17 protein-coding genes are annotated in these 18184 nt (G+C 63.9%); 9 read left to right on the forward strand and 8 right to left on the reverse strand.

Features of this window, described 5'->3' with window-relative positions:
- Positions 1 to 2: 2 nt before the first annotated feature.
- The 4 genes from glcE to proC are packed head-to-tail and all read left to right on the forward strand — an operon-like array spanning position 3 to position 3893.
- On the forward strand, positions 3 to 1091 hold the full coding sequence (gene glcE, locus AWB76_RS17850) for a glycolate oxidase subunit GlcE (RefSeq protein WP_061161463.1): 1089 nt from the start codon (positions 3 to 5) through the stop codon (positions 1089 to 1091).
- Positions 1092 to 1099: 8 nt separating this feature from the next.
- Positions 1100 to 2326 carry a glycolate oxidase subunit GlcF gene (glcF, locus tag AWB76_RS17855; protein ID WP_061161464.1) on the forward strand — a complete coding sequence of 409 codons (1227 nt, stop codon included), beginning with the start codon at positions 1100 to 1102 and terminating at the stop codon, positions 2324 to 2326.
- A gap of 44 nt (positions 2327 to 2370) precedes the next feature.
- Positions 2371 to 3066 (forward strand): YggS family pyridoxal phosphate-dependent enzyme, encoded by a 696-nt coding sequence (locus tag AWB76_RS17860; protein WP_061161465.1) that lies wholly within the window; start codon positions 2371 to 2373, stop codon positions 3064 to 3066.
- Positions 3067 to 3080: 14 nt separating this feature from the next.
- Positions 3081 to 3893 carry a pyrroline-5-carboxylate reductase gene (gene proC / locus AWB76_RS17865; RefSeq protein ID WP_061161466.1) on the forward strand — a complete coding sequence of 271 codons (813 nt, stop codon included), beginning with the start codon at positions 3081 to 3083 and terminating at the stop codon, positions 3891 to 3893.
- A 55-nt stretch (positions 3894 to 3948) separates the two neighbouring features.
- On the opposite strand, the gene ubiA is transcribed toward proC, so the two are convergent.
- The 6 genes from ubiA to recG all read right to left on the reverse strand — a co-directional run bounded on the left by ubiA (position 3949) and on the right by recG (position 10814).
- Entirely contained in the window at positions 3949 to 4806 is an 858-nt protein-coding gene (gene ubiA / locus AWB76_RS17870) for a 4-hydroxybenzoate octaprenyltransferase (protein WP_061161467.1), read from the reverse strand.
- 106 nt (positions 4807 to 4912) lie between these two features.
- The gene (locus tag AWB76_RS17875; RefSeq protein WP_061161468.1) at positions 4913 to 5401 is read right to left on the reverse strand and encodes a Dps family protein; all 489 of its coding nucleotides are present in this window, start codon (positions 5399 to 5401) and stop codon (positions 4913 to 4915) included.
- A gap of 179 nt (positions 5402 to 5580) precedes the next feature.
- Positions 5581 to 5733, reverse strand: coding sequence for a hypothetical protein (locus AWB76_RS40980; protein WP_157696158.1), 153 nt, complete (start codon positions 5731 to 5733; stop codon positions 5581 to 5583).
- A 32-nt stretch (positions 5734 to 5765) separates the two neighbouring features.
- Complete coding sequence (locus AWB76_RS17880; RefSeq protein ID WP_061161469.1) at positions 5766 to 7238, reverse strand: catalase; 1473 nt, start codon at positions 7236 to 7238, stop codon at positions 5766 to 5768.
- A gap of 299 nt (positions 7239 to 7537) precedes the next feature.
- Complete coding sequence (locus AWB76_RS17885; protein ID WP_061161470.1) at positions 7538 to 8497, reverse strand: hydrogen peroxide-inducible genes activator; 960 nt, start codon at positions 8495 to 8497, stop codon at positions 7538 to 7540.
- 130 nt (positions 8498 to 8627) lie between these two features.
- The gene (gene recG, locus AWB76_RS17890; RefSeq protein ID WP_061161471.1) at positions 8628 to 10814 is read right to left on the reverse strand and encodes an ATP-dependent DNA helicase RecG; all 2187 of its coding nucleotides are present in this window, start codon (positions 10812 to 10814) and stop codon (positions 8628 to 8630) included.
- An 81-nt stretch (positions 10815 to 10895) separates the two neighbouring features.
- On the opposite strand from recG, the gene queA reads away from it, so the two are divergent.
- The 5 genes from queA to secF all read left to right on the forward strand — a co-directional run bounded on the left by queA (position 10896) and on the right by secF (position 16850).
- On the forward strand, positions 10896 to 11930 hold the full coding sequence (queA, locus tag AWB76_RS17895) for a tRNA preQ1(34) S-adenosylmethionine ribosyltransferase-isomerase QueA (RefSeq protein ID WP_061161472.1): 1035 nt from the start codon (positions 10896 to 10898) through the stop codon (positions 11928 to 11930).
- Positions 11931 to 11977: 47 nt separating this feature from the next.
- Entirely contained in the window at positions 11978 to 13138 is a 1161-nt protein-coding gene (gene tgt, locus AWB76_RS17900; RefSeq protein ID WP_061161473.1) for a tRNA guanosine(34) transglycosylase Tgt, read from the forward strand.
- A 208-nt stretch (positions 13139 to 13346) separates the two neighbouring features.
- On the forward strand, positions 13347 to 13673 hold the full coding sequence (yajC, locus tag AWB76_RS17905; protein ID WP_061161474.1) for a preprotein translocase subunit YajC: 327 nt from the start codon (positions 13347 to 13349) through the stop codon (positions 13671 to 13673).
- Positions 13674 to 13794: 121 nt separating this feature from the next.
- The gene (gene secD, locus AWB76_RS17910; protein ID WP_061161475.1) at positions 13795 to 15873 is read left to right on the forward strand and encodes a protein translocase subunit SecD; all 2079 of its coding nucleotides are present in this window, start codon (positions 13795 to 13797) and stop codon (positions 15871 to 15873) included.
- Between the two features lie 26 nt (positions 15874 to 15899).
- On the forward strand, positions 15900 to 16850 hold the full coding sequence (gene secF, locus AWB76_RS17915; protein WP_061161476.1) for a protein translocase subunit SecF: 951 nt from the start codon (positions 15900 to 15902) through the stop codon (positions 16848 to 16850).
- Positions 16851 to 16929: 79 nt separating this feature from the next.
- Here the strand turns inward: secF and AWB76_RS17920 are convergent, their stop codons facing one another.
- Positions 16930 to 17463, reverse strand: a complete 534-nt coding sequence (locus tag AWB76_RS17920; RefSeq protein WP_374729932.1) for a YceI family protein — start codon at positions 17461 to 17463, stop codon at positions 16930 to 16932.
- Between the two features lie 102 nt (positions 17464 to 17565).
- Positions 17566 to 18123 (reverse strand): YceI family protein, encoded by a 558-nt coding sequence (locus AWB76_RS17925; protein ID WP_061161478.1) that lies wholly within the window; start codon positions 18121 to 18123, stop codon positions 17566 to 17568.
- Positions 18124 to 18184: the final 61 nt, after the last annotated feature.

The following is an 18184-nucleotide window of genomic DNA, read 5'->3' on the forward strand; positions in this document are numbered from 1 at the left end:
CCATGGAACAGGACGACATCGTCGCCGGCTGGTCGGAGAGGATCGCCCGGGCCACCGAAACCGGCACGCTGCTGCGCATCCGCGGCGGCGGCACCAAGGACTGGTACGGTCAGACGCTCCAGGGAGAAATCCTCGACACGCGCGCGTATCGCGGCATCATCGCCTACGATCCGGCGGAGCTTGTCATCACCGCGAAGAGCGGCACGCCGCTCGCCGAAATCGAAGCCGCGCTGCGCGAGCACAATCAAATGCTGCCGTTCGAGCCGCCGCACTTCGGTCGGAACGCGACGCTCGGCGGCTGCATCGCCGCGGGGCTCGCGGGCCCGCGCCGGGCGTGGACCGGCGCGCCGCGCGATTTCGTGCTCGGCGCGGTCGTCATGAACGGGCACGGGCAAGTGCTGCATTTCGGCGGTCAGGTCGTGAAGAACGTCGCGGGTTATGACGTGTCGCGGCTGCTCGCCGGATCGCTCGGCACGCTCGGGCTGATTCTCGAACTGTCGATCAAGGTGCTGCCGCGCCCCGTCGCGGAAGCCACGCTGAAATTCGACATGCACGCCACCGACGGCGTGCGCAAGCTCAACGAATGGGGCGGCCACGCGCTGCCGATCTGCGGCTCCGCCTGGCGCGACGGCACGCTCGCGCTGCGTCTCGCGGGCGCGGAAGCCGCCGTGAAGACCGCGCGCAATTCGCTCGGCGGCGAAGTCGTCGATGCGGTCGAAGCCGATCGATTCTGGATCGGCATGCGCGAACAGACCGATCCGTTCTTCGCCGTGATCGAGCCGCGTTCGGCGCTGTGGCGGCTCGCGTTGCCGTCGATCGCCGAGCCGCTGCATCTGCCGGGCGCGCAACTGATGGAATGGGGCGGCGCGCAGCGCTGGTGGATCACCGACACCGATCCGCAAACCGTGCGCATCAGCGCGAAGCAGGCGGGCGGCCACGCGACGATCTTCCGCGCCGGCTCCGCCTACGATCGCAATGCGGGCGTGTTCACGCCGCTGCCCGCGCCGCTCATGAAGATTCATCGTGGATTGAAAGCCGCATTCGATCCGGCGCGCATCTTCAATCGCGCGCGTTTGTATCCCGACTTCTAGGCTCATCGATGCAAACCAATCTCGCCGAATTCATCCGCGGCACGGCCGATGGCGACGAAGCCGACGCCATCCTGCGCAAGTGCGTGCACTGCGGCTTCTGCACGGCGACCTGCCCGACGTATCAGTTGCTCGGCGACGAGCTCGACGGGCCGCGCGGGCGCATCTATCTGATGAAGCAGATGTTCGAAGGCGCGCCGGTGTCGCGCAGCACGCAACTGCATCTGGATCGCTGCCTCACGTGCCGCAATTGCGAGAGCACGTGTCCGTCGGGCGTGCAGTACGGGCGGCTCGTCGAGATCGGACGCAAGGTCGTCGAGGAAAAGGTCGAGCGGCCGATGCGTCAGCGTCTGCAACGGCGCCTGCTCGCGAGCTTCCTGCCGAACAGCACGCTCTTCACGCCCGCGATGAAGCTCGGCCAGCAGTTCCGCGGCATTCTTCCGCGCAAGCTGCGCGCGAAGATTCCGGTGCCCGAGCGGCCGCTCGCCGCGCCCACGAACAAGCACGAACGCAAGATGCTGATGCTCGCCGGATGCGTCCAACCGGCGATGATGCCCAACGTCAACACGGCGACCGCGCGCGTGTTCGACGCGCTCGGCATCGAGATCGTCACGGCGCCGGGCGCGGGCTGCTGCGGCGCGATCCGCCTGCATCTCGGCTACAACGACGACGCGCTCGACGACGTGCGCAACAACATCGACGCATGGTGGCCGTACGTGGAAAGCGGCGTCGAGGCGATCGTGATGAACGCGTCGGGCTGCGGCGCGACCGTCAAGGAATACGCGCATCTGCTGCGCAACGATCCGGCGTACTCGGAGAAGGCGCAAAAGATCGTCGATCTGACGCGCGATCTCGCCGAAATCCTTCCGATGTACGAAGAAGAGCTCGTCGCTCTCGCGCGGCGGCGCGGCGTGCACACCGTCGCGTTTCATCCGCCCTGCACCCTGCAGCATGGGCAGCAGATTCGCGGACGCGTCGAGCATCTGCTCACCGCGCTCGGGCTCGAAGTGCGCCTTCCCGCGGATAGCCACTTGTGCTGCGGATCGGCGGGCACGTATTCGGTGCTGCAGCCGAAGCTCTCGTACACGCTGCGCAATCAGAAGCTCGACCGGCTGGAGAAGCTGGAGCCGCAACTGATCGTGTCGGCGAATGTCGGCTGCATCGCGCATCTTCAGAGCGGCACGTCCACGCCCGTCACGCACTGGATTCAACTGCTGGAGCATCTGCTGTACGGCTGACGCCGCTTCGTATAATGAGTGGCTCGACCGTCCTACGTCCAAGCATGTCCATCGCTCAACATCTCGAAGAAGTCCGGCAGCGCATCGCGAAGGCGGCGCACGACGCGTCGCGCGATGCGTCGTCGGTCTCGCTGCTCGCCGTGTCCAAGACCTTTCCCGCGAACGACGTACGCGCCGCCTTCGAAGCCGGCCAGCGCGCGTTCGGCGAGAACTACGTGCAGGAAGGCGTCGCGAAGATCGCCGAGCTCGCGGATCTGCGCGGCGAGATCGAATGGCATTTCATCGGGCCGCTGCAATCGAACAAGACGAAGGTCGTCGCCGAGCAATTCGACTGGGTGCATTCCATCGACCGGCTGAAGATCGCCGAGCGGCTTTCCGCGCAACGTCCGCAAGGCGCGCCCGCGCTCAACGTCTGCGTGCAGGTGAACGTGAGCGGCGAGGCGTCGAAGAGCGGCGTCGAACCGGATGAAGCCGCCGCGCTCGCGCATGCGGTCGCCGCCCTGCCCGGCTTGCGTCTGCGCGGCCTGATGGCGATTCCCGAACCCGCCGGAACGCTCGACGAACAACGCCGGCCGCACGCGCGTCTGCGCGAACTGATGAACACGCTGCGCGCCGGCGGCCTCGATCTCGACACGCTCTCGATGGGCATGTCCGCCGATCTCGAAGCCGCCGTGCTCGAAGGCGCGACGATGGTGCGCATCGGCACCGCGATTTTCGGCGCGCGCACTTACACCACCTGACCTCACCATCCACCATGAAAATTGCATTCATCGGCGGCGGCAATATGGCCGCGGCGCTCATCGGCGGTCTCATCAAGCGCGGCACGCCGCCGGCCGACATCTACGCCATCGACATCAACGACGAAGCGCGCGCGCGCACGGCGAAGCAGTTCGGCATCACGACGGGCGCGGCCGTCGACGCGACGCTCGCCGGATACGACGCGATCGTGCTCGCCGTGAAGCCGCAGGTGCTCAAGGGCGTGGGCGAAGCGCTCGCGCCGCATCTGTCGAAGCAGACGATCATCAGCATCGCGGCGGGCATTCGCGCGACGGATCTTTCGCGCTGGCTCAACGGCTACACGCAGATCGTGCGCACGATGCCGAACACGCCCGCGCTGATCGGCATGGGCGTGACGGGCCTCGCCGCCTTGCCCGGCGTGTCCGATGCAGCGAAGGCGCTTGCCTCAGAGGTGCTGGAAGCGGTCGGCACGGCCGTCTGGTTCGACGACGAAGCGAAGCTCGATGCCGTCACCGCGATTTCCGGCAGCGGTCCGGCCTACGTGTTCTATTTCATCGAAGCGATGCAGGAAGCCGCGCGCCAGCTCGGCATGGACGAGGCGCAAGGCCGCGCGCTGGCGGTGGCCACGTTCACCGGCGCGGCGCAACTGGCGGCGCAATCGGGCGAACCGGCGAGCGTGCTGCGCGAGCGCGTGACGTCGAAGGGCGGCACGACGGCGGCGGCGCTCGCATCGTTCGATGCGCAAGGCGTGAAGGACGCGATCGTGCGCGGCGCGCTGGCGGCAGAAGCGCGGGCGAAAGAGATGGGGGATGAATTGGGCGGCGCCTGAGCGAACGCGCCCGATTCATGTGAAAACGGCAGCCTCGTGAGGCTGCCGTTTGTTTTTAGCGCACCGCGTAATGCAGCGCGATGCCCGCGAACAGCATGCCGCCGAGCCAGTTGTTGTGCTTGAACGCAGCAAAGCACGCCATGCGTTCGCGATTGCGGATCAGCCCGTAGTGATAGACCGCGCAGCCCGCCGCCGCGAGCCAGCCGAGCCAGTAGAGCCAGCCGTATCCGAGCGCAATGCCGATGCCCACATAAATCCCGAGCGTCGCCGCATAGCACAGCATGACGGCGAGCACGTCATACCGGCCGAAGGTGAGCGCCGACGTGCGGATGCCGATCTTGATGTCGTCGTCGCGATCGACCATCGCGTATTCGGTGTCGTAGGCGACTGACCAGAACACGTTCGCGGCGAGCATGATCCACGCGAGCATCGGCACGTGGTTCTGCACGGCGGCGAAGGCCATCGGAATGCCGAAGCCGAACGCGATGCCGAGATACGCCTGCGGAATCGCGAAGAAGCGCTTGGTGAACGGATACGAGCCCGCCACGAACAGCGCGAACACCGACAGCTCCTTCGTGAGCGTGTTGAGCGGCAGAATCAGCAAAAACGCGACGAGCGCGAGCGCCGCCGCGAGCGCCACGGCTTCCCACGCCTTGATCTTGCCCGACGTAATCGGCCGCTCCGCCGTGCGCTTCACGTAGCGGTCGAAGTCGCGATCGGCGTAATCGTTGATCGCGCAGCCCGCCGAGCGCATCAGAATCGTGCCGATGACGAAGATCACGAGCAGCATCGGCGACGGATGGCCGTCGGATGCGATCCACAACGCATTGAGCGTCGGCCAGAGAAGCAGCAGGCTGCCGATGGGCTTGTCGAGGCGCACGAGGCGCATATAGAGCGGAAGACGGGCGAACATGGCGGACCTGGCGGCGAAAATTCACGACGAGCTATTTTAGAACAGCCCGAAAAGCAAAAACCCCGCGTGAGAGCGGGGTTTCATCAGTTCGCAAACGGCAAAAGCTTTAAGCCAGCATCGCGCGCAGCATCCACGCGGTCTTCTCGTGCGTCTGCATGCGTTGCGTGAGCAGGTCGGCGGTCGGCTCGTCGTTCGCGGCTTCCGTCGCCGGGAAAATCTCGCGCGCGGTGCGCACGACGGCTTCCTGGCCTTCCACCAGTTGACGGATCATGTCTTCGGCAGCCGGCACGCCGTCCGCTTCCGGAATCGACGACAGCTTCGCGAACTCCTTGTAGCTGCCCGGCGCGTGCACGCCCAGCGCGCGAATGCGTTCGGCGATCGAATCGACGGCGAGCGCGAGTTCGGTGTATTGCGTCTCGAACATCAGATGCAGCGTGTTGAACATCGGACCCGTCACGTTCCAGTGGAAGTTGTGGGTCTTCAGATACAGCGTGTACGTGTCGGCCAGCAGACGGGACAGCCCATCGGCGATTTTCTTGCGGTCTTTGTCGCTGATGCCGATATTGACGGCAGGTGCAGTGCCTTTCTTCGCCATGATGACTCCGTGAGAGTTGATTCGAACGATGCGAGCGCCGCGCGCAAACCCTTGCCGCGCGGCGTTTCGAGCGCTCGACAGTGTATCGTAGAAACGGGGATCGATTCATTGCGCCATAAGGGCTTCGAGCGCTTGCCGCTGCGCCCCGATGTCGCATTCCCCGCGCCGCCGGCTCACGTTCAGACGCCAATGACTCCGCTCGCGACGACGAGTCCATACCCCGCCGCGACGATGCCGAACGCGATCGCGACGCGCACGCCGCGCGAAGCCTGAACGCTCGTCGCCTCGATATGCTCGACCGCTTGCGCGATGTGATTCAACGCCTGAGACATGATGTTTTCTCCCGTGTGTCGTGATGCCGCTGTCAGACGGCGGCGGCATGTTCCTCGTCGACGATCTGGCCGAGCTTCGCGAGCGCGTCGATGACGCCCTGCGCGTAAGCGGGATCGATGCGCCGGAAGTGCTCGATCTGCCGCGCGACGATGTCATTCGGCACGCCATGAATGTGCCGCGCGATGTTGCCGAAGAAGCGTTCGCGCTGTCCTTCGTCGAAGAGCCTGAAGAGCGCGGCCGGCTGGCTGTAGTCATCGTCGTCCTCGCGATGGTCGTAGCGAAACACCGCGCCGCCCGCGAGCGGCGGCTCGTTCGCGTTCGCGTCCTGCGCGAATTCGCTGAACCGATTCGGCTCGTAGTTCACGCGGCCGCCGAGATTGCCGTCGATGCGCATCGCGCCATCGCGATGAAACGTATTGGCTACGGCCGCACGCGGCGCATTCACCGGAATCTGATGATGGTTGATGCCGAGCCGATAGCGCTGCGTGTCGCCATACGAGAAGAGACGCCCCTGCAACAGCCGGTCCGGCGAAAAGCCGATGCCCGGCACCACGTTCGCCGGCGTGAACGCGGCCTGCTCCACATCCGCGAAATAGTTCTGCGCGTTTCGATTCAACTCGATCACGCCGACATCGATCAGCGGATAGTCCTTGTGCGGCCAGACTTTCGTGATGTCGAACGGATTCACCGCCGACTTCGCGGCCTCGTCTTCCGTCATCACCTGAATGCGGAAATTCCAGCGCGGGAAATCGCCGTCCTCGATGTGATCGACGAGATCGCGCTGCGCGCTCTCGCGATCGCCCGCGATCACGGCGGCGGCTTCGGCATCGGTGTAGTGATCGAGCGGCTGCTGCGACTTGAAGTGGAATTTCACGTAGAAGCGCTCGCCGTCCTTGTTGATGAACGAGAACGTATGCGAGCCAAAACCGTGCATCTGACGGTAGTTCTTCGGAATGCCGCGATCACTCATGAGGATCGTCACCTGATGCAGCGATTCCGGATGACGCGACCAGAAGTCCCACGCCGCCACGTTGCTGCGCAGGTTCGTGTACGGATCGCGCTTTTGCGTGTGGATGAAGTCGGGGAATTTCAGCGGATCGCGGATGAAGAACACCGGCGTGTTGTTGCCCACGACGTCCCAGTTGCCTTCTTCCGTGTAGAACTTGATCGAGAAGCCGCGCACGTCGCGTTCGGCATCGGCGGCGCCGCGCTCGCCCGCGACCGTCGAGAAGCGGATGAAGATCGGCGTTTCCTTGCCGATGTCCGCGAACAGCTTCGCCTTCGTGTAGCGCGAGATATCGTGCGTCACGCGGAACGTGCCGAACGCGCCGGAACCCTTCGCGTGCACGCGGCGCTCGGGAATCACTTCGCGATCGAAGTGCGCGAGCTTTTCGACGAGCCAGAAGTCCTGCAACGTGACCGGGCCGCGCGGGCCGGCGGTCTGCGAATTCTGGTTGTCGCCGACGGGCGCGCCGGCGGCGGTCGTGAGTCGTTGGGTCGTCATCGTGATGCTCCTGCTTTTGAGATTTGGCGTGAGATGAATCGGATCGGAGCGCGTCAGGCGACGCGGGCGAAATCGGCGAGGATCGAGACCGCGATGTCGCGCAGCGTGTCCCAGCGGTCGAAGAAGGTTGCGGCGGTCATGGAATCCTCCCGGTGAGACAGTGAGAGGATCGTAACTTAGACTATCGATTTATTTAATTCGATTAAATTTATCTATCCGATAGCCGTGATGCGGCACCACAAACGACAACGCCGCGCTCCGTTGCCAGAGCGCGGCGTTTGCAAAGGGAAAGCATGGGATCAGTTCACGGCGACAGGCATATCCAGCTTCTTCACGCCCGGCAGATCGCAATTGGCGATCGCATCGGAAATGGCGTCGATCGCGGGCATGCGCGTGAAGCTCTTGCGCCACGCGAGCACGACGCGCCGGTCCGGCACGGGTTCATCGAAGGGCACGTAACTGAGCAGGCCCGAGTCGATGCCCGCCGCGTGCGGCTTCACCTCGCTCACCGACATGCGCGGCAGCACCGTGATCCCGACGCCGCTCGCGACCATATGGCGGATCGTCTCCAGCGACGAACCTTCGAACGTTTTCTGGATGCCGTCCGCGTTCTGCGAGAAACGCATGAGTTCCGGGCACACGCCGAGCACGTGATCGCGGAAGCAATGGCCGCTGCCGAGCAGCAGCATGGTTTCCTGCTTGAGATCGTCCGGATCGATCTTCGGACGGTTCTCCCACGCGTGGCCCGACGGCATCGCGACGACGAACGGCTCGTCGTAGAGCGCGCGCACCATCAGACCGGTTTCGGGAAACGGCAGCGCCATGATCGCGACATCGATTTCGCCCTGCTTCAACAATTCGATGAGCTTGAGCGTGTAGTTCTCCTGCAGCATGAGCGGCATCTGCGGAACCGCCTTGATCATCTGCTTGACCAGCGTGGGCAGCAGATACGGTCCGATCGTGTAGATCACGCCCAGACGCAGGGGCCCGACGAGCGGATCCTTGCCCTGCTTGGCGATTTCCTTGATGGCGAGCGTCTGTTCGAGCACGCGCTGCGCCTGCGTCACGATCTGCTCGCCGATGGGCGTCACGCTGACTTCGCTCGTACCGCGCTCGAAGATCTGCACGTTGAGTTCGTCTTCGAGCTTCTTGATGGCCACCGACAAAGTCGGCTGGCTGACGAAGCACGCCTCGGCCGCGCGGCCGAAATGCCGTTCACGCGCGACCGCGACGATGTACTTCAGTTCAGTGAGGGTCATTGGAGGCCAATGAAATACATTGATTCGATAGGTTTGAGTTATACACCCGCCGGACGCCGTTCGACAACTTCTGCCGAGTCGCCGGTCCGCACAGGTTAAATAGGGACCGACATAGCCCGCGCGAGTTCAGTCACGCCTTCAAATAGTGCTCCCGCGCGCCGAGCCAGCGCGCGAGATGGCGCGTCACGGCGTCGGGAAAGCGCGCGAGCATCTGATCGGCGGCTTCCCGCGCCGGTTCGATCAGCCAGCCATCGTTTTCGAGACTGGCGAAACGCAGCATCGCTTCGCCCGATTGCCGCGCGCCGAGAAATTCGCCGGGACCGCGGATTTCGAGGTCGCGCCGGGCGATCTCGAAGCCATCGGTGGTTTCGCGCATCGTTGAGAGGCGCGCGCGCGCCGTCTGCGACAGCGGATTCGCGTACATCAGCACGCACACCGACGCCGTGCTGCCCCGCCCCACGCGCCCGCGCAACTGATGCAGCTGCGCGAGGCCGAAGCGCTCGGCATGCTCGATCACCATCAGCGATGCGTTCGGCACATCGACGCCGACTTCGATCACCGTCGTCGCGACGAGCAGTTGCACTTCGTTGCGCGAGAACGCGTCCATCACGGCGGCTTTCTCGGCAGGCGCGAGCCGGCCATGAACCAGCCCGACGCGCAATTCCGGCAGCGCCGCGACGAGCGTCTCGTACGTTTCGACGGCGGTCTGAAGCTGAAGTGTCTCGCTTTCTTCGATCAACGGGCACACCCAATACACCTGCCTTCCGGTCAGCGCCGCCTCGCGCACGCGGCCGATGATCTCGTCGCGCCGTCCGTCCGAGACGACTTTGGTGAGAATCGGCGTGCGGCCGGGCGGGAGTTCGTCGATGGTCGAGACGTCGAGATCGGCGTAATAGGTCATCGCGAGCGTGCGCGGGATCGGCGTCGCGGACATCATCAGTTGATGCGGCTGGAAGTCCTGCTTTCCGTCCGCCGCGTTCAGCGCCTTCGCGCGCAACGCGAGCCGCTGCGCAACGCCGAAGCGATGCTGCTCGTCGACGATGACGAGCCCGAGGCGCGCGAACTCCACCGCGTCCTGGATGATCGCGTGCGTGCCGATGATGAGCTTCGCCGTGCCGAGCGCCGCCGCTTCGAGCGCGGCGCGTTTCTCCTTCGCCTTCAGACTGCCCGCGAGCCACGCGACCGTGACGCCGAGCGGCTCCAGCCAGCCGCGCAGCTTGCGCGCGTGCTGCTCGGCGAGAATTTCGGTCGGCGCCATGAGCGCGGCCTGATAACCGGCGTCGATGGCCTGCGCCGCCGCGAGCGCCGCGACGATCGTCTTGCCGCTGCCGACATCGCCTTGCAGCAGACGCTGCATCGGATGCGCGAGCGTCAGTTCGCCCGCGATTTCCGCGACCACGCGTTGCTGCGCGCCGGTCAACGCGAACGGCAGCGCGCGCAAAAGACGCACGACGAGCGACGCGTCGTCGTCGGGCGCGCGGCGCGGCATCGCGGGCGCGGCGCGCGTGCGCCGCTCTTCGTGCGCGCGTTTGAGCGACAACTGCTGCGCGAGCAACTCCTCGAACTTGATGCGCGTCCAAGCCGGATGCGTGCCGTCGATGAGCGCGGATTCGTCGGAATCGGCGTGCGGATGGTGCAGCGTCCTGACGGCATCGAGCAAGCCGGGCACGTTCAGCGGCTTCAGATGCGTTTCAGCAATCGGCGCCGGCAGCAGTTCCGGCAAATCGACGCGCGTGATCGCGTTGTCGATCGCCTTGCGCAAATACGCCTGCGAAATGCCCGCCGTCGACGGATAAACCGGCGTCAGCGCTTGCGGCAGCGGCGTGCCGTCATCGACGGGTCGCACCGCCGGATGCACCATCTCCAATCCGAAGAAACCGCCGCGCACGTCGCCGCGCACGCGCAGACGCACGCCGATCGCCATTTGCTTGACCTGCGAGCCGTAGAAATTGAGAAAGCGCAGCGTGAGCTCGTCGCCGGCGTCGTCATGGATTTTCACGAGCAACTGGCGGCGCGGCCGATACGCGATTTCGTTGTCGAACACGACGCCTTCGGTCTGCGCGATATCGCCCGGAATCAGCTCGCCGATGGGCGTGAGCTGCGTTTCGTCCTCGTAGCGCATCGGCAGATGAAGCACGAGATCGATGTCGGATTTCAGGCCGAGCCTGGCGAGCTTGTCCGCTGTCTTGACGACCGGTTTCGGCTTTGCATCCGCCTTCGCCTTCTTTTTCGCCGGCGCGGCGGCGCGCGGCGCTTCGCTATCCTCCACGGTCAGCGGATCGGTCGAGGCGGCTACGCGGCGGTCGGACAAGGGCATTGACTCTCTTCGCAAGTACAATATGGGGTTTGTTCAGCGCGATTGCACTTCGTTCGCGCCTGATCGCGCTACGTTCAAGCCATGTTCACGCTTTCTGATTTCGATTTTAATCTGCCGCCCGAGCTGATCGCGCAGAGCGCGCTCGCCGAGCGCAGCGCCAGCCGTCTGCTCGAAGTGACCGGCGGCACGCTCGTCGACCGCCGTTTCTCCGAGCTGCCGGGTCTCATCGACGCCGGCGATCTGCTGGTGTTCAACGATACCAAAGTCCTGAAGGCGCGCTTCTTCGGCCAGAAGGCCAGCGGTGGACGCGTCGAGGTGCTGGTCGAACGGCTGACCGGCGCGACCACGGCGCTCGCGCAGATCCGCGCGAGTAAAAGTCCCGTCGAAGGCACCACGATCCGTCTCGCCGATGCGTTCGACGTGACCGTGGGCGAGCGCGTCGAGCCGTTCTACACGCTGCACTTTCCGGCCGAATGCCTGACGCTGATCGAGCAGTACGGCCGCCTGCCGCTGCCGCCGTACATCGAGCACGACGCCGACGCCTACGACGAAACGCGCTATCAGACCGTCTATGCGGCGAATCCGGGCGCAGTGGCCGCGCCGACCGCCGGCCTGCATTTCGACGACGCGCTCTTCGCGGAACTGGAAAAGCGCGGCGTGGAGCGCGCGACGCTCACGCTGCATGTCGGCGCGGGCACGTTCCAGCCGGTGCGCGTCGAGAACATCGCCGAGCACAAGATGCACAGCGAGTGGTACGACCTGCCGCAATCGCTCGTCGACCGCATCGCCGCGGTGAAGGCGCGCGGCAACAAGGTGATCGCGGTCGGCACGACGTCGATGCGCGCGCTCGAAGCCGCCGCCCGCGACGCCGCCGAAGCGGGCCGGCCGCTCTCCGCGACACAAGCCGAAACCGATATCTTCATCACGCCGGGATACGCGTTTCGCGTCGTCGACCGGCTCGTGACGAACTTCCATCTGCCGAAGTCGACGTTGCTGATGCTCGTCTCCGCGTTCGCCGGCATGGACACGATCCGCGACGCGTATCGTCACGCGATCGAGCAAAAATACCGTTTCTTCAGTTACGGCGACGCCATGTTGCTGACGCGCCGCGACTAGTTTTTTCAACCGATGCGCTGGACTGTTTTCCAGTGGCAGGAACTCACATGACAACGACCCACACTCCGCCCGACAACGGGCTCAAGTTCGAACTGCTGACGACCGACGGCCAAGCGCGCCGCGGCCGCCTCACGCTCAATCACGGCGTCGTCGAAACGCCGATCTTCATGCCGGTCGGCACTTACGGCACCGTCAAGGCGATCCAGCCGCGCGAGCTGGAAGAGGTTCGCGCGCAGATCATCCTCGGCAACACGTTTCACCTTTGGCTGCGGCCTGGGCTGGAAGTCATCGGCGCGCATGGCGGTCTGCACAAGTTCATGGGCTGGAACCGGCCGATTCTGACCGACTCGGGCGGCTTTCAGGTGTTTTCGCTCGGAGAACTGCGCAAGATCACGGAAGAAGGCGTCACGTTCGCATCGCCGATCAATGGCGACCGGCTTTTCCTGTCGCCCGAAGTGTCGATGCAGATTCAGAAAGTGCTGAATTCCGACATCGTCATGCAGTTCGACGAATGCACGCCCTACTCGACCAACGGCATCCCGACCTCGCACAAGGACGCCGCCGATTCCATGCGCATGTCGATGCGCTGGGCGAAGCGTTCCATCGACGAATTCAACGGGCTCGGCAATCCGAATGCGCTGTTCGGCATCGTGCAGGGCGGCATGTTCGAAGACCTGCGCGACGAGTCGCTCGCGGGACTTTCGGAGATCGGTTTTCATGGCCTCGCGATCGGCGGCCTGTCGGTCGGCGAACCGAAGGAAGACATGATGCGCGTGCTGAATCACATCGGCCCGAAGCTGCCCGCCGACAAGCCGCATTACCTGATGGGCGTCGGCACGCCGGAGGATCTCGTCGCGGGCGTGGCGGCGGGCGTCGACATGTTCGACTGCGTGATGCCCACGCGCAACGCGCGCAACGGCTGGCTCTTCACGCGTTTCGGCGATCTCAAGATCAAGAACGCGACGCACAAGAACTCGATGAAACCGCTCGACGGATCCTGCACCTGCTACACGTGCCAGAACTTCACGCGCGGCTATTTGCATCACCTGCATCGCGTGGGCGAGATTCTCGGCGCGCAGCTGAATACGATCCACAACCTGCACTACTACCTGCAACTGATCGGCGAAGTGCGCGAATCGATCGAAACGCACACGTTCGAAGCGTTCCGCAAGACTTTTGCGGAGAATCGCGCGCGCGGCGTCGATTGATTTCGGCGTCGAAACAGCCGATCCAGCATTACAATCGCCTTTCTATCGCTTCGCGAAATGCTGCCGGAATTTGGGAATGTGCGTCGTAACGGCTTGATGACAAAGCGCATTCCCGGAGTCTCGCGGCATGGGCGAGTGGTAGAATAGCGGGCTAATTTCTATTCGAGTTTTTCGAACGTATTTGTGACGTTTTAACGGAGAGACCAACGTGTCGTTCATTTCCAATGCCTTTGCACAAGGCACAACCGGTGGCGCGGAATCGAGCCTGATGAGCTTCCTGCCGCTGATCCTGATGTTCGCGGTGCTGTACTTCATCATGATCCGTCCGCAGATGAAGCGTCAGAAGGAGCATCGCAACATGCTCGCCGCCATGGCCAAGGGCGATGAAGTGGTGACGAACGGCGGCATCGTCGGCAAGATCACGAAGGTGACGGACGCATACGTGGGCGTGGAAATCGCCGAAGGCACGGAAATCACCATCCAGAAGGCAGCCGTGACGACCATTCTCCCGAAGGGCACCATCAAGTCGCTGTAAGGCCACGCGTTCCATCGCGTCCGGCGCGGCCTCGCTCACCGAGCCATCCGTGTCCACTCCTCGGCGCGCTTGACGCCGGACGCTCTCTCCTCCGAAGCCAACTTTCCGGTCGGCCATCCCCATGAATCGTTATCCCCTCTGGAAGTATGTCGTGATGCTGGTGGCGCTCGTCATCGGCCTCGTGTACACGCTCCCCAACTTCTTCGGCGAGGCGCCCGCAGTTCAGGTGTCGAGCGGCAAGGCAACGGTCAAGCTCGACTCGACCACGCTCTCGAATGTCGAAGCCGCGCTCGCCGCGAGCAATATCAAGGCCGACGAAGTCACCTTCGACAACTCGCAGCTGAACGCGAACATCCGTGTGCGCCTGAAGGACACCGACACGCAGCTGCACGTGAAGGACCTGTTGTCGAAGACGCTGAACACCGATCCGGGCGATCCGCAGTACATCGTCGCGCTGAATCTGCAGAGCGCCTCGCCGCGCTGGCTGACGGCCCTGCACGCGCTGCCGATGTACCTCGGTCTCGACCTGCGCGGCGGCGTGCACTTCCTGCTGCAGGTCGACATGGCCGGCGCGCTCAACAAGAAGCTCGACTCCGACGCCGCCGACGCGCGCACCTATCTGCGCGACCGCAATATCCGCGACGGCGGCGTGAACCGCGTCGGGCAATCGGTCGTCGTCAGCTTCTCCGATCAGTCGAGCGCGGACAACGCGCGTACCCTGCTCCAGACGGGCGTGTCCGAACTGCAATGGACCACGCGCCAGAGCGGGGACGGCGTCCAGGTCGTCGGCACGTTCTCGCCGTCCGCGCAGAAAATCGTCGAAGACGGCGCGCTCAAGCAGAACATCACCACGCTGCATAACCGCGTGAACGAACTCGGCGTCGCGGAGCCGGTGATCCAGCAGCAAGGCTCCGACCGTATCGTGGTCGAGCTGCCGGGCGTGCAGGACACGGCGAAGGCGAAGGACATCATCGGCCGCACGGCGACGCTCGAAGCGCGCCTCGCCGATCCGGTCAACACCTATATCGGCCCGAACGACGCCGTGCCTCCGGGCGACGAAGCGTTCAAGCAGGGCGACCGCCTCGTGCTGGTGCGCAAGCAGGTGATCTTCACCGGCGACCGCATCATCGACGCGTCGGCGGGCTTCGACGATCATCAGCGTCCGTCGGTCAACATCCGTCTGGATTCGGCGGGCGGCCGCTCGGTGTCGGCGGTGTCGCGCGACAACATCGGCAAGCCGATGGCGATGGTCCTGTTCGAAAAGGGCAAGGGCGAAGTGCTGACGGTCGCGACCATTCAGTCCGAACTCGGCGACCGCTTCTCGATCACCGGCCAGCCGACGCCGCAGGCCGCAACCGATCTCGCGCTGCTCCTGCGCGCCGGTTCGCTCGCGGCGCCGATGGACATCATCGAGGAACGCACGGTCGGCCCGAGCCTCGGCGCGGACAACATCAAGAAGGGCTTCGATTCGGTGCAGTACGGTTTCGCCGCGATCGCCGTCTTCATGATCGCGTACTACCTGCTGTTCGGCGTGTTCTCCATGCTGGCGCTGTCGGTGAACCTGCTGTTGCTGGTCGCCGTGCTCTCGCTCCTGCAGGCGACGCTGACCTTGCCGGGTATTGCGGCTATCGCGCTCGCGCTCGGTATGGCGATCGACGCGAACGTGCTGATCAACGAACGTATCCGCGAAGAACTGCGTAACGGCGCGCCGCCGCAGACCGCGATCCAGGAAGGCTTCAAGCACGCCTGGGCGACGATTCTCGACTCGAACGTCACGACGCTGATCGCCGGTCTGGCGCTGCTCGCGTTCGGTTCGGGCCCGGTGCGCGGCTTCGCGGTCGTGCACTGTATCGGCATTCTGACGTCGATGTTCTCGGCGGTGTTCTTCTCGCGCGGTCTCGTGAACCTTTGGTACGGCGGCAAGAAGAAGCTGAAGTCGCTGGCGATCGGTCAGGTGTGGCGTCCGGAAGGCACGAACGCCGAAGCGGCGGCAGCGGCGTATCTCGCGGCGCAGCGCGGCGACGAATCGCCCGTCGACGAAATCGTGAAGACCGCGAAGGGCAAGACGAAGACCGCCGCGCCCGCGCCCGCAGCCGCGCCGCGCGCCGCGAATCAGGCGCAAGCGCGCACGGGCAAGCCGACGGTGCGCCGTCGTTCGGGCCCGGGCGTCGATCAACAGAAACCGGGCGAGTCCCGCTGAATCCGCTGAGTCCGGAGAAATAGACTATGGAATTCTTCCGCATTCGCCGCGATTTGCCGTTCATGGAACGCGCGTTGATATTCAACGTGATTTCGTTCGTGACGTTCCTCGTGGCTGTGTTCTTCCTGGTGCATCGCGGCCTGCATCTGTCGGTGGAGTTCACCGGCGGCACGGTCGTCGAGGTGCAGTATCCGCAAGCCGCGCAGCTCGAGCCGGTGCGCGCGTCGATGTCGCGACTCGGCTATGCCGACGCGCAGGTGCAGAACTTCGGCACGTCGCAGGACGTGCTGATTCGCCTGCCGCTCAAGCAGGGTCTGACGTCCGCGCAGCAGAGCGATCAGGTGATGACCGCGCTCAAGGCCGACAACGCCGACGTGAAGCTGCAACGCGTCGAGTTCGTCGGTCCGCAGGTCGGCAAGGAGCTCGTGACCAATGGCCTGCTCGCGCTCGCGTGCGTGGTGATCGGCATCGTGATCTATCTGTCGTTCCGCTTCGAGTGGAAGTACGCGGTGGCGGGCATCATCGCGAACTTGCACGACGTGGTGATCATTCTCGGCTTCTTCGCGTTCTTCCAGTGGGAGTTCTCGCTGTCCGTGCTGGCGGCGATTCTCGCGGTGCTCGGCTATTCGGTGAACGAGTCGGTGGTTATCTTCGACCGGATTCGCGAAACCTTCCGCAAGCAACGCAAGATGAGCGTGAAGGAAGTGATCGACCACGCAATCACGAGCACGATGTCGCGAACCATCATCACGCACGGCTGTACCGAAATGATGGTGCTGTCGATGTTCTTCTTCGGCGGACCGACGCTGCATTACTTCGCGCTGGCGCTGACCGTCGGTATTCTGTTCGGTATCTATTCGTCGGTGTTCGTCGCGGCGGCGCTCGCCATGTGGTTCGGCGTGAAGCGCGAGGATCTCGTGAAGGACAAGAAAGACAAGTTCGATCCGAACGATCCGAACGCGGGCGCGCAGGTTTGAGCGTCACGCGCATCGCAAGGGCGTAAAAAAAGCGGCCGGTCTTCAGAGACCGGCCGCTTTGCTTTTGAGGCGTCGAGACTTACTGCTTCACGCCCTCAGCCTGGATATGCAGCACCGTCTTCAGGCTGAAACCATACGACTTGCCGTAGTCCATGCCGAAGTCGCCGCGATCGAAGGTCGTCGTCGCTTCAACGCCGCACACTTCCTTCTTCATCATCGGGTTCATGAAGCACTTGAAGCTGTCGATCTTCAGGTTGATCGGCTTCGTCACGCCGTGCATCGTCAGCGTGCCGATCACTTCCGAGGGCTTGTCGCCGTCGAACTTGATCGACGTGCCCTTGTACTCCGCCGTCGGATACTTCGCGACATCGAAGAACTCGGCCTTTTGCAGATGCTCGTCCAGCTTCGCATTGCCGGTGTTGACCGAAGCGATGTCGATCGTCACGTTCACCGTGCCGGTCTTCGCCGCGCGATCGAGCGTCACTTCGCCGCTGCTCTTGTTGAACTTGCCGCGCCACGTCGACACGCCACCGAAGTGATCGGCCTCGAAGCTCGGATAGGTGTGGTTCGGGTCAAGCTTGTACGTGTCGGCGGCCATCGCGCCGAACGACATACCCAATGCGAGCGCGCCCGCAGCGATGATCGAAAGCTTTTTCAAGTTCTTCTCCTACTCATTAAAAACGCTGATATGCGTCGTGTATAACAAAAATACCGCTCACTTCTTCGCGGCAACGATGTGAAACTTGATGACGACATCGTCCGCGACGATCGACGTATCCTTCCATTCGCCCGTCCCGACATCGAACTGGGTGCGCTTGATCGGCAGCGCGCCGTCGAAGGTTTCCGTCGCGCCCTGCTGCGTGACCGTCACCGGAACCGTGACCGTCTGCGACTTGCCCTTGATCGTGATCTTGCCGGTCACGTTGTACTTGTTGCCGCCCGCCGGCGCGATCGCGCTCGAGACGAACGTCGCGGTCGGATACTTTCCCGCATCGAACCATTCGGCGCCGCGCACCTGCTTGTTGTAGTCGTCGTCGCCGAGGTCGTAGCTGCCGGTGTCGATCGTGATGTTCGCCGTGCCCGCCGTCGGCTTGGCCGGATCGAACGCGATCTGCGCGCTGAACTTGTTGAACTTGCCGTCGGTCGGCACATTCATCTGCTTCGACGTGGCGGTCACCGTGCTCTTGCTCGTGTCCACCTGCGCATGCGCGAGCGCGACGAAGGCGAGCGATGCCGCCCCGGCCAGCATCCAACGATTGAGTTTCACTTTCATGTGTGCCCTATTCAAACGGTTCGATCGAACAAACCGGTATTGGAAATCATAAGAACGCGAT

Origin of the sequence: Caballeronia temeraria, from assembly GCF_001544795.2 — a bacterium.
GTDB lineage: Bacteria > Pseudomonadota > Gammaproteobacteria > Burkholderiales > Burkholderiaceae > Caballeronia > Caballeronia temeraria.

What these genes read in the sequence shown, in the direction of transcription:
- glcE (WP_061161463.1), top strand. Translation starts at nt 3, where the DNA reads ATGGAACAGGACGACATCGTCGCCGGCTGGTCGGAGAGGATCGCCCGG.
- glcF (WP_061161464.1), top strand. Translation starts at nt 1,100, where the DNA reads ATGCAAACCAATCTCGCCGAATTCATCCGCGGCACGGCCGATGGCGAC.
- AWB76_RS17860 (WP_061161465.1), top strand. Translation starts at nt 2,371, where the DNA reads ATGTCCATCGCTCAACATCTCGAAGAAGTCCGGCAGCGCATCGCGAAG.
- proC (WP_061161466.1), top strand. Translation starts at nt 3,081, where the DNA reads ATGAAAATTGCATTCATCGGCGGCGGCAATATGGCCGCGGCGCTCATC.
- ubiA (WP_061161467.1), bottom strand. Translation starts at nt 4,806, where the DNA reads ATGTTCGCCCGTCTTCCGCTCTATATGCGCCTCGTGCGCCTCGACAAG.
- AWB76_RS17875 (WP_061161468.1), bottom strand. Translation starts at nt 5,401, where the DNA reads ATGGCGAAGAAAGGCACTGCACCTGCCGTCAATATCGGCATCAGCGAC.
- AWB76_RS40980 (WP_157696158.1), bottom strand. Translation starts at nt 5,733, where the DNA reads ATGTCTCAGGCGTTGAATCACATCGCGCAAGCGGTCGAGCATATCGAG.
- AWB76_RS17880 (WP_061161469.1), bottom strand. Translation starts at nt 7,238, where the DNA reads ATGACGACCCAACGACTCACGACCGCCGCCGGCGCGCCCGTCGGCGAC.
- AWB76_RS17885 (WP_061161470.1), bottom strand. Translation starts at nt 8,497, where the DNA reads ATGACCCTCACTGAACTGAAGTACATCGTCGCGGTCGCGCGTGAACGG.
- recG (WP_061161471.1), bottom strand. Translation starts at nt 10,814, where the DNA reads ATGCCCTTGTCCGACCGCCGCGTAGCCGCCTCGACCGATCCGCTGACC.
- queA (WP_061161472.1), top strand. Translation starts at nt 10,896, where the DNA reads ATGTTCACGCTTTCTGATTTCGATTTTAATCTGCCGCCCGAGCTGATC.
- tgt (WP_061161473.1), top strand. Translation starts at nt 11,978, where the DNA reads ATGACAACGACCCACACTCCGCCCGACAACGGGCTCAAGTTCGAACTG.
- secD (WP_061161475.1), top strand. Translation starts at nt 13,795, where the DNA reads ATGAATCGTTATCCCCTCTGGAAGTATGTCGTGATGCTGGTGGCGCTC.
- secF (WP_061161476.1), top strand. Translation starts at nt 15,900, where the DNA reads ATGGAATTCTTCCGCATTCGCCGCGATTTGCCGTTCATGGAACGCGCG.
- AWB76_RS17920 (WP_374729932.1), bottom strand. Translation starts at nt 17,463, where the DNA reads ATGTCGTTCGGCGCGATGGCCGCCGACACGTACAAGCTTGACCCGAAC.
- AWB76_RS17925 (WP_061161478.1), bottom strand. Translation starts at nt 18,123, where the DNA reads ATGAAAGTGAAACTCAATCGTTGGATGCTGGCCGGGGCGGCATCGCTC.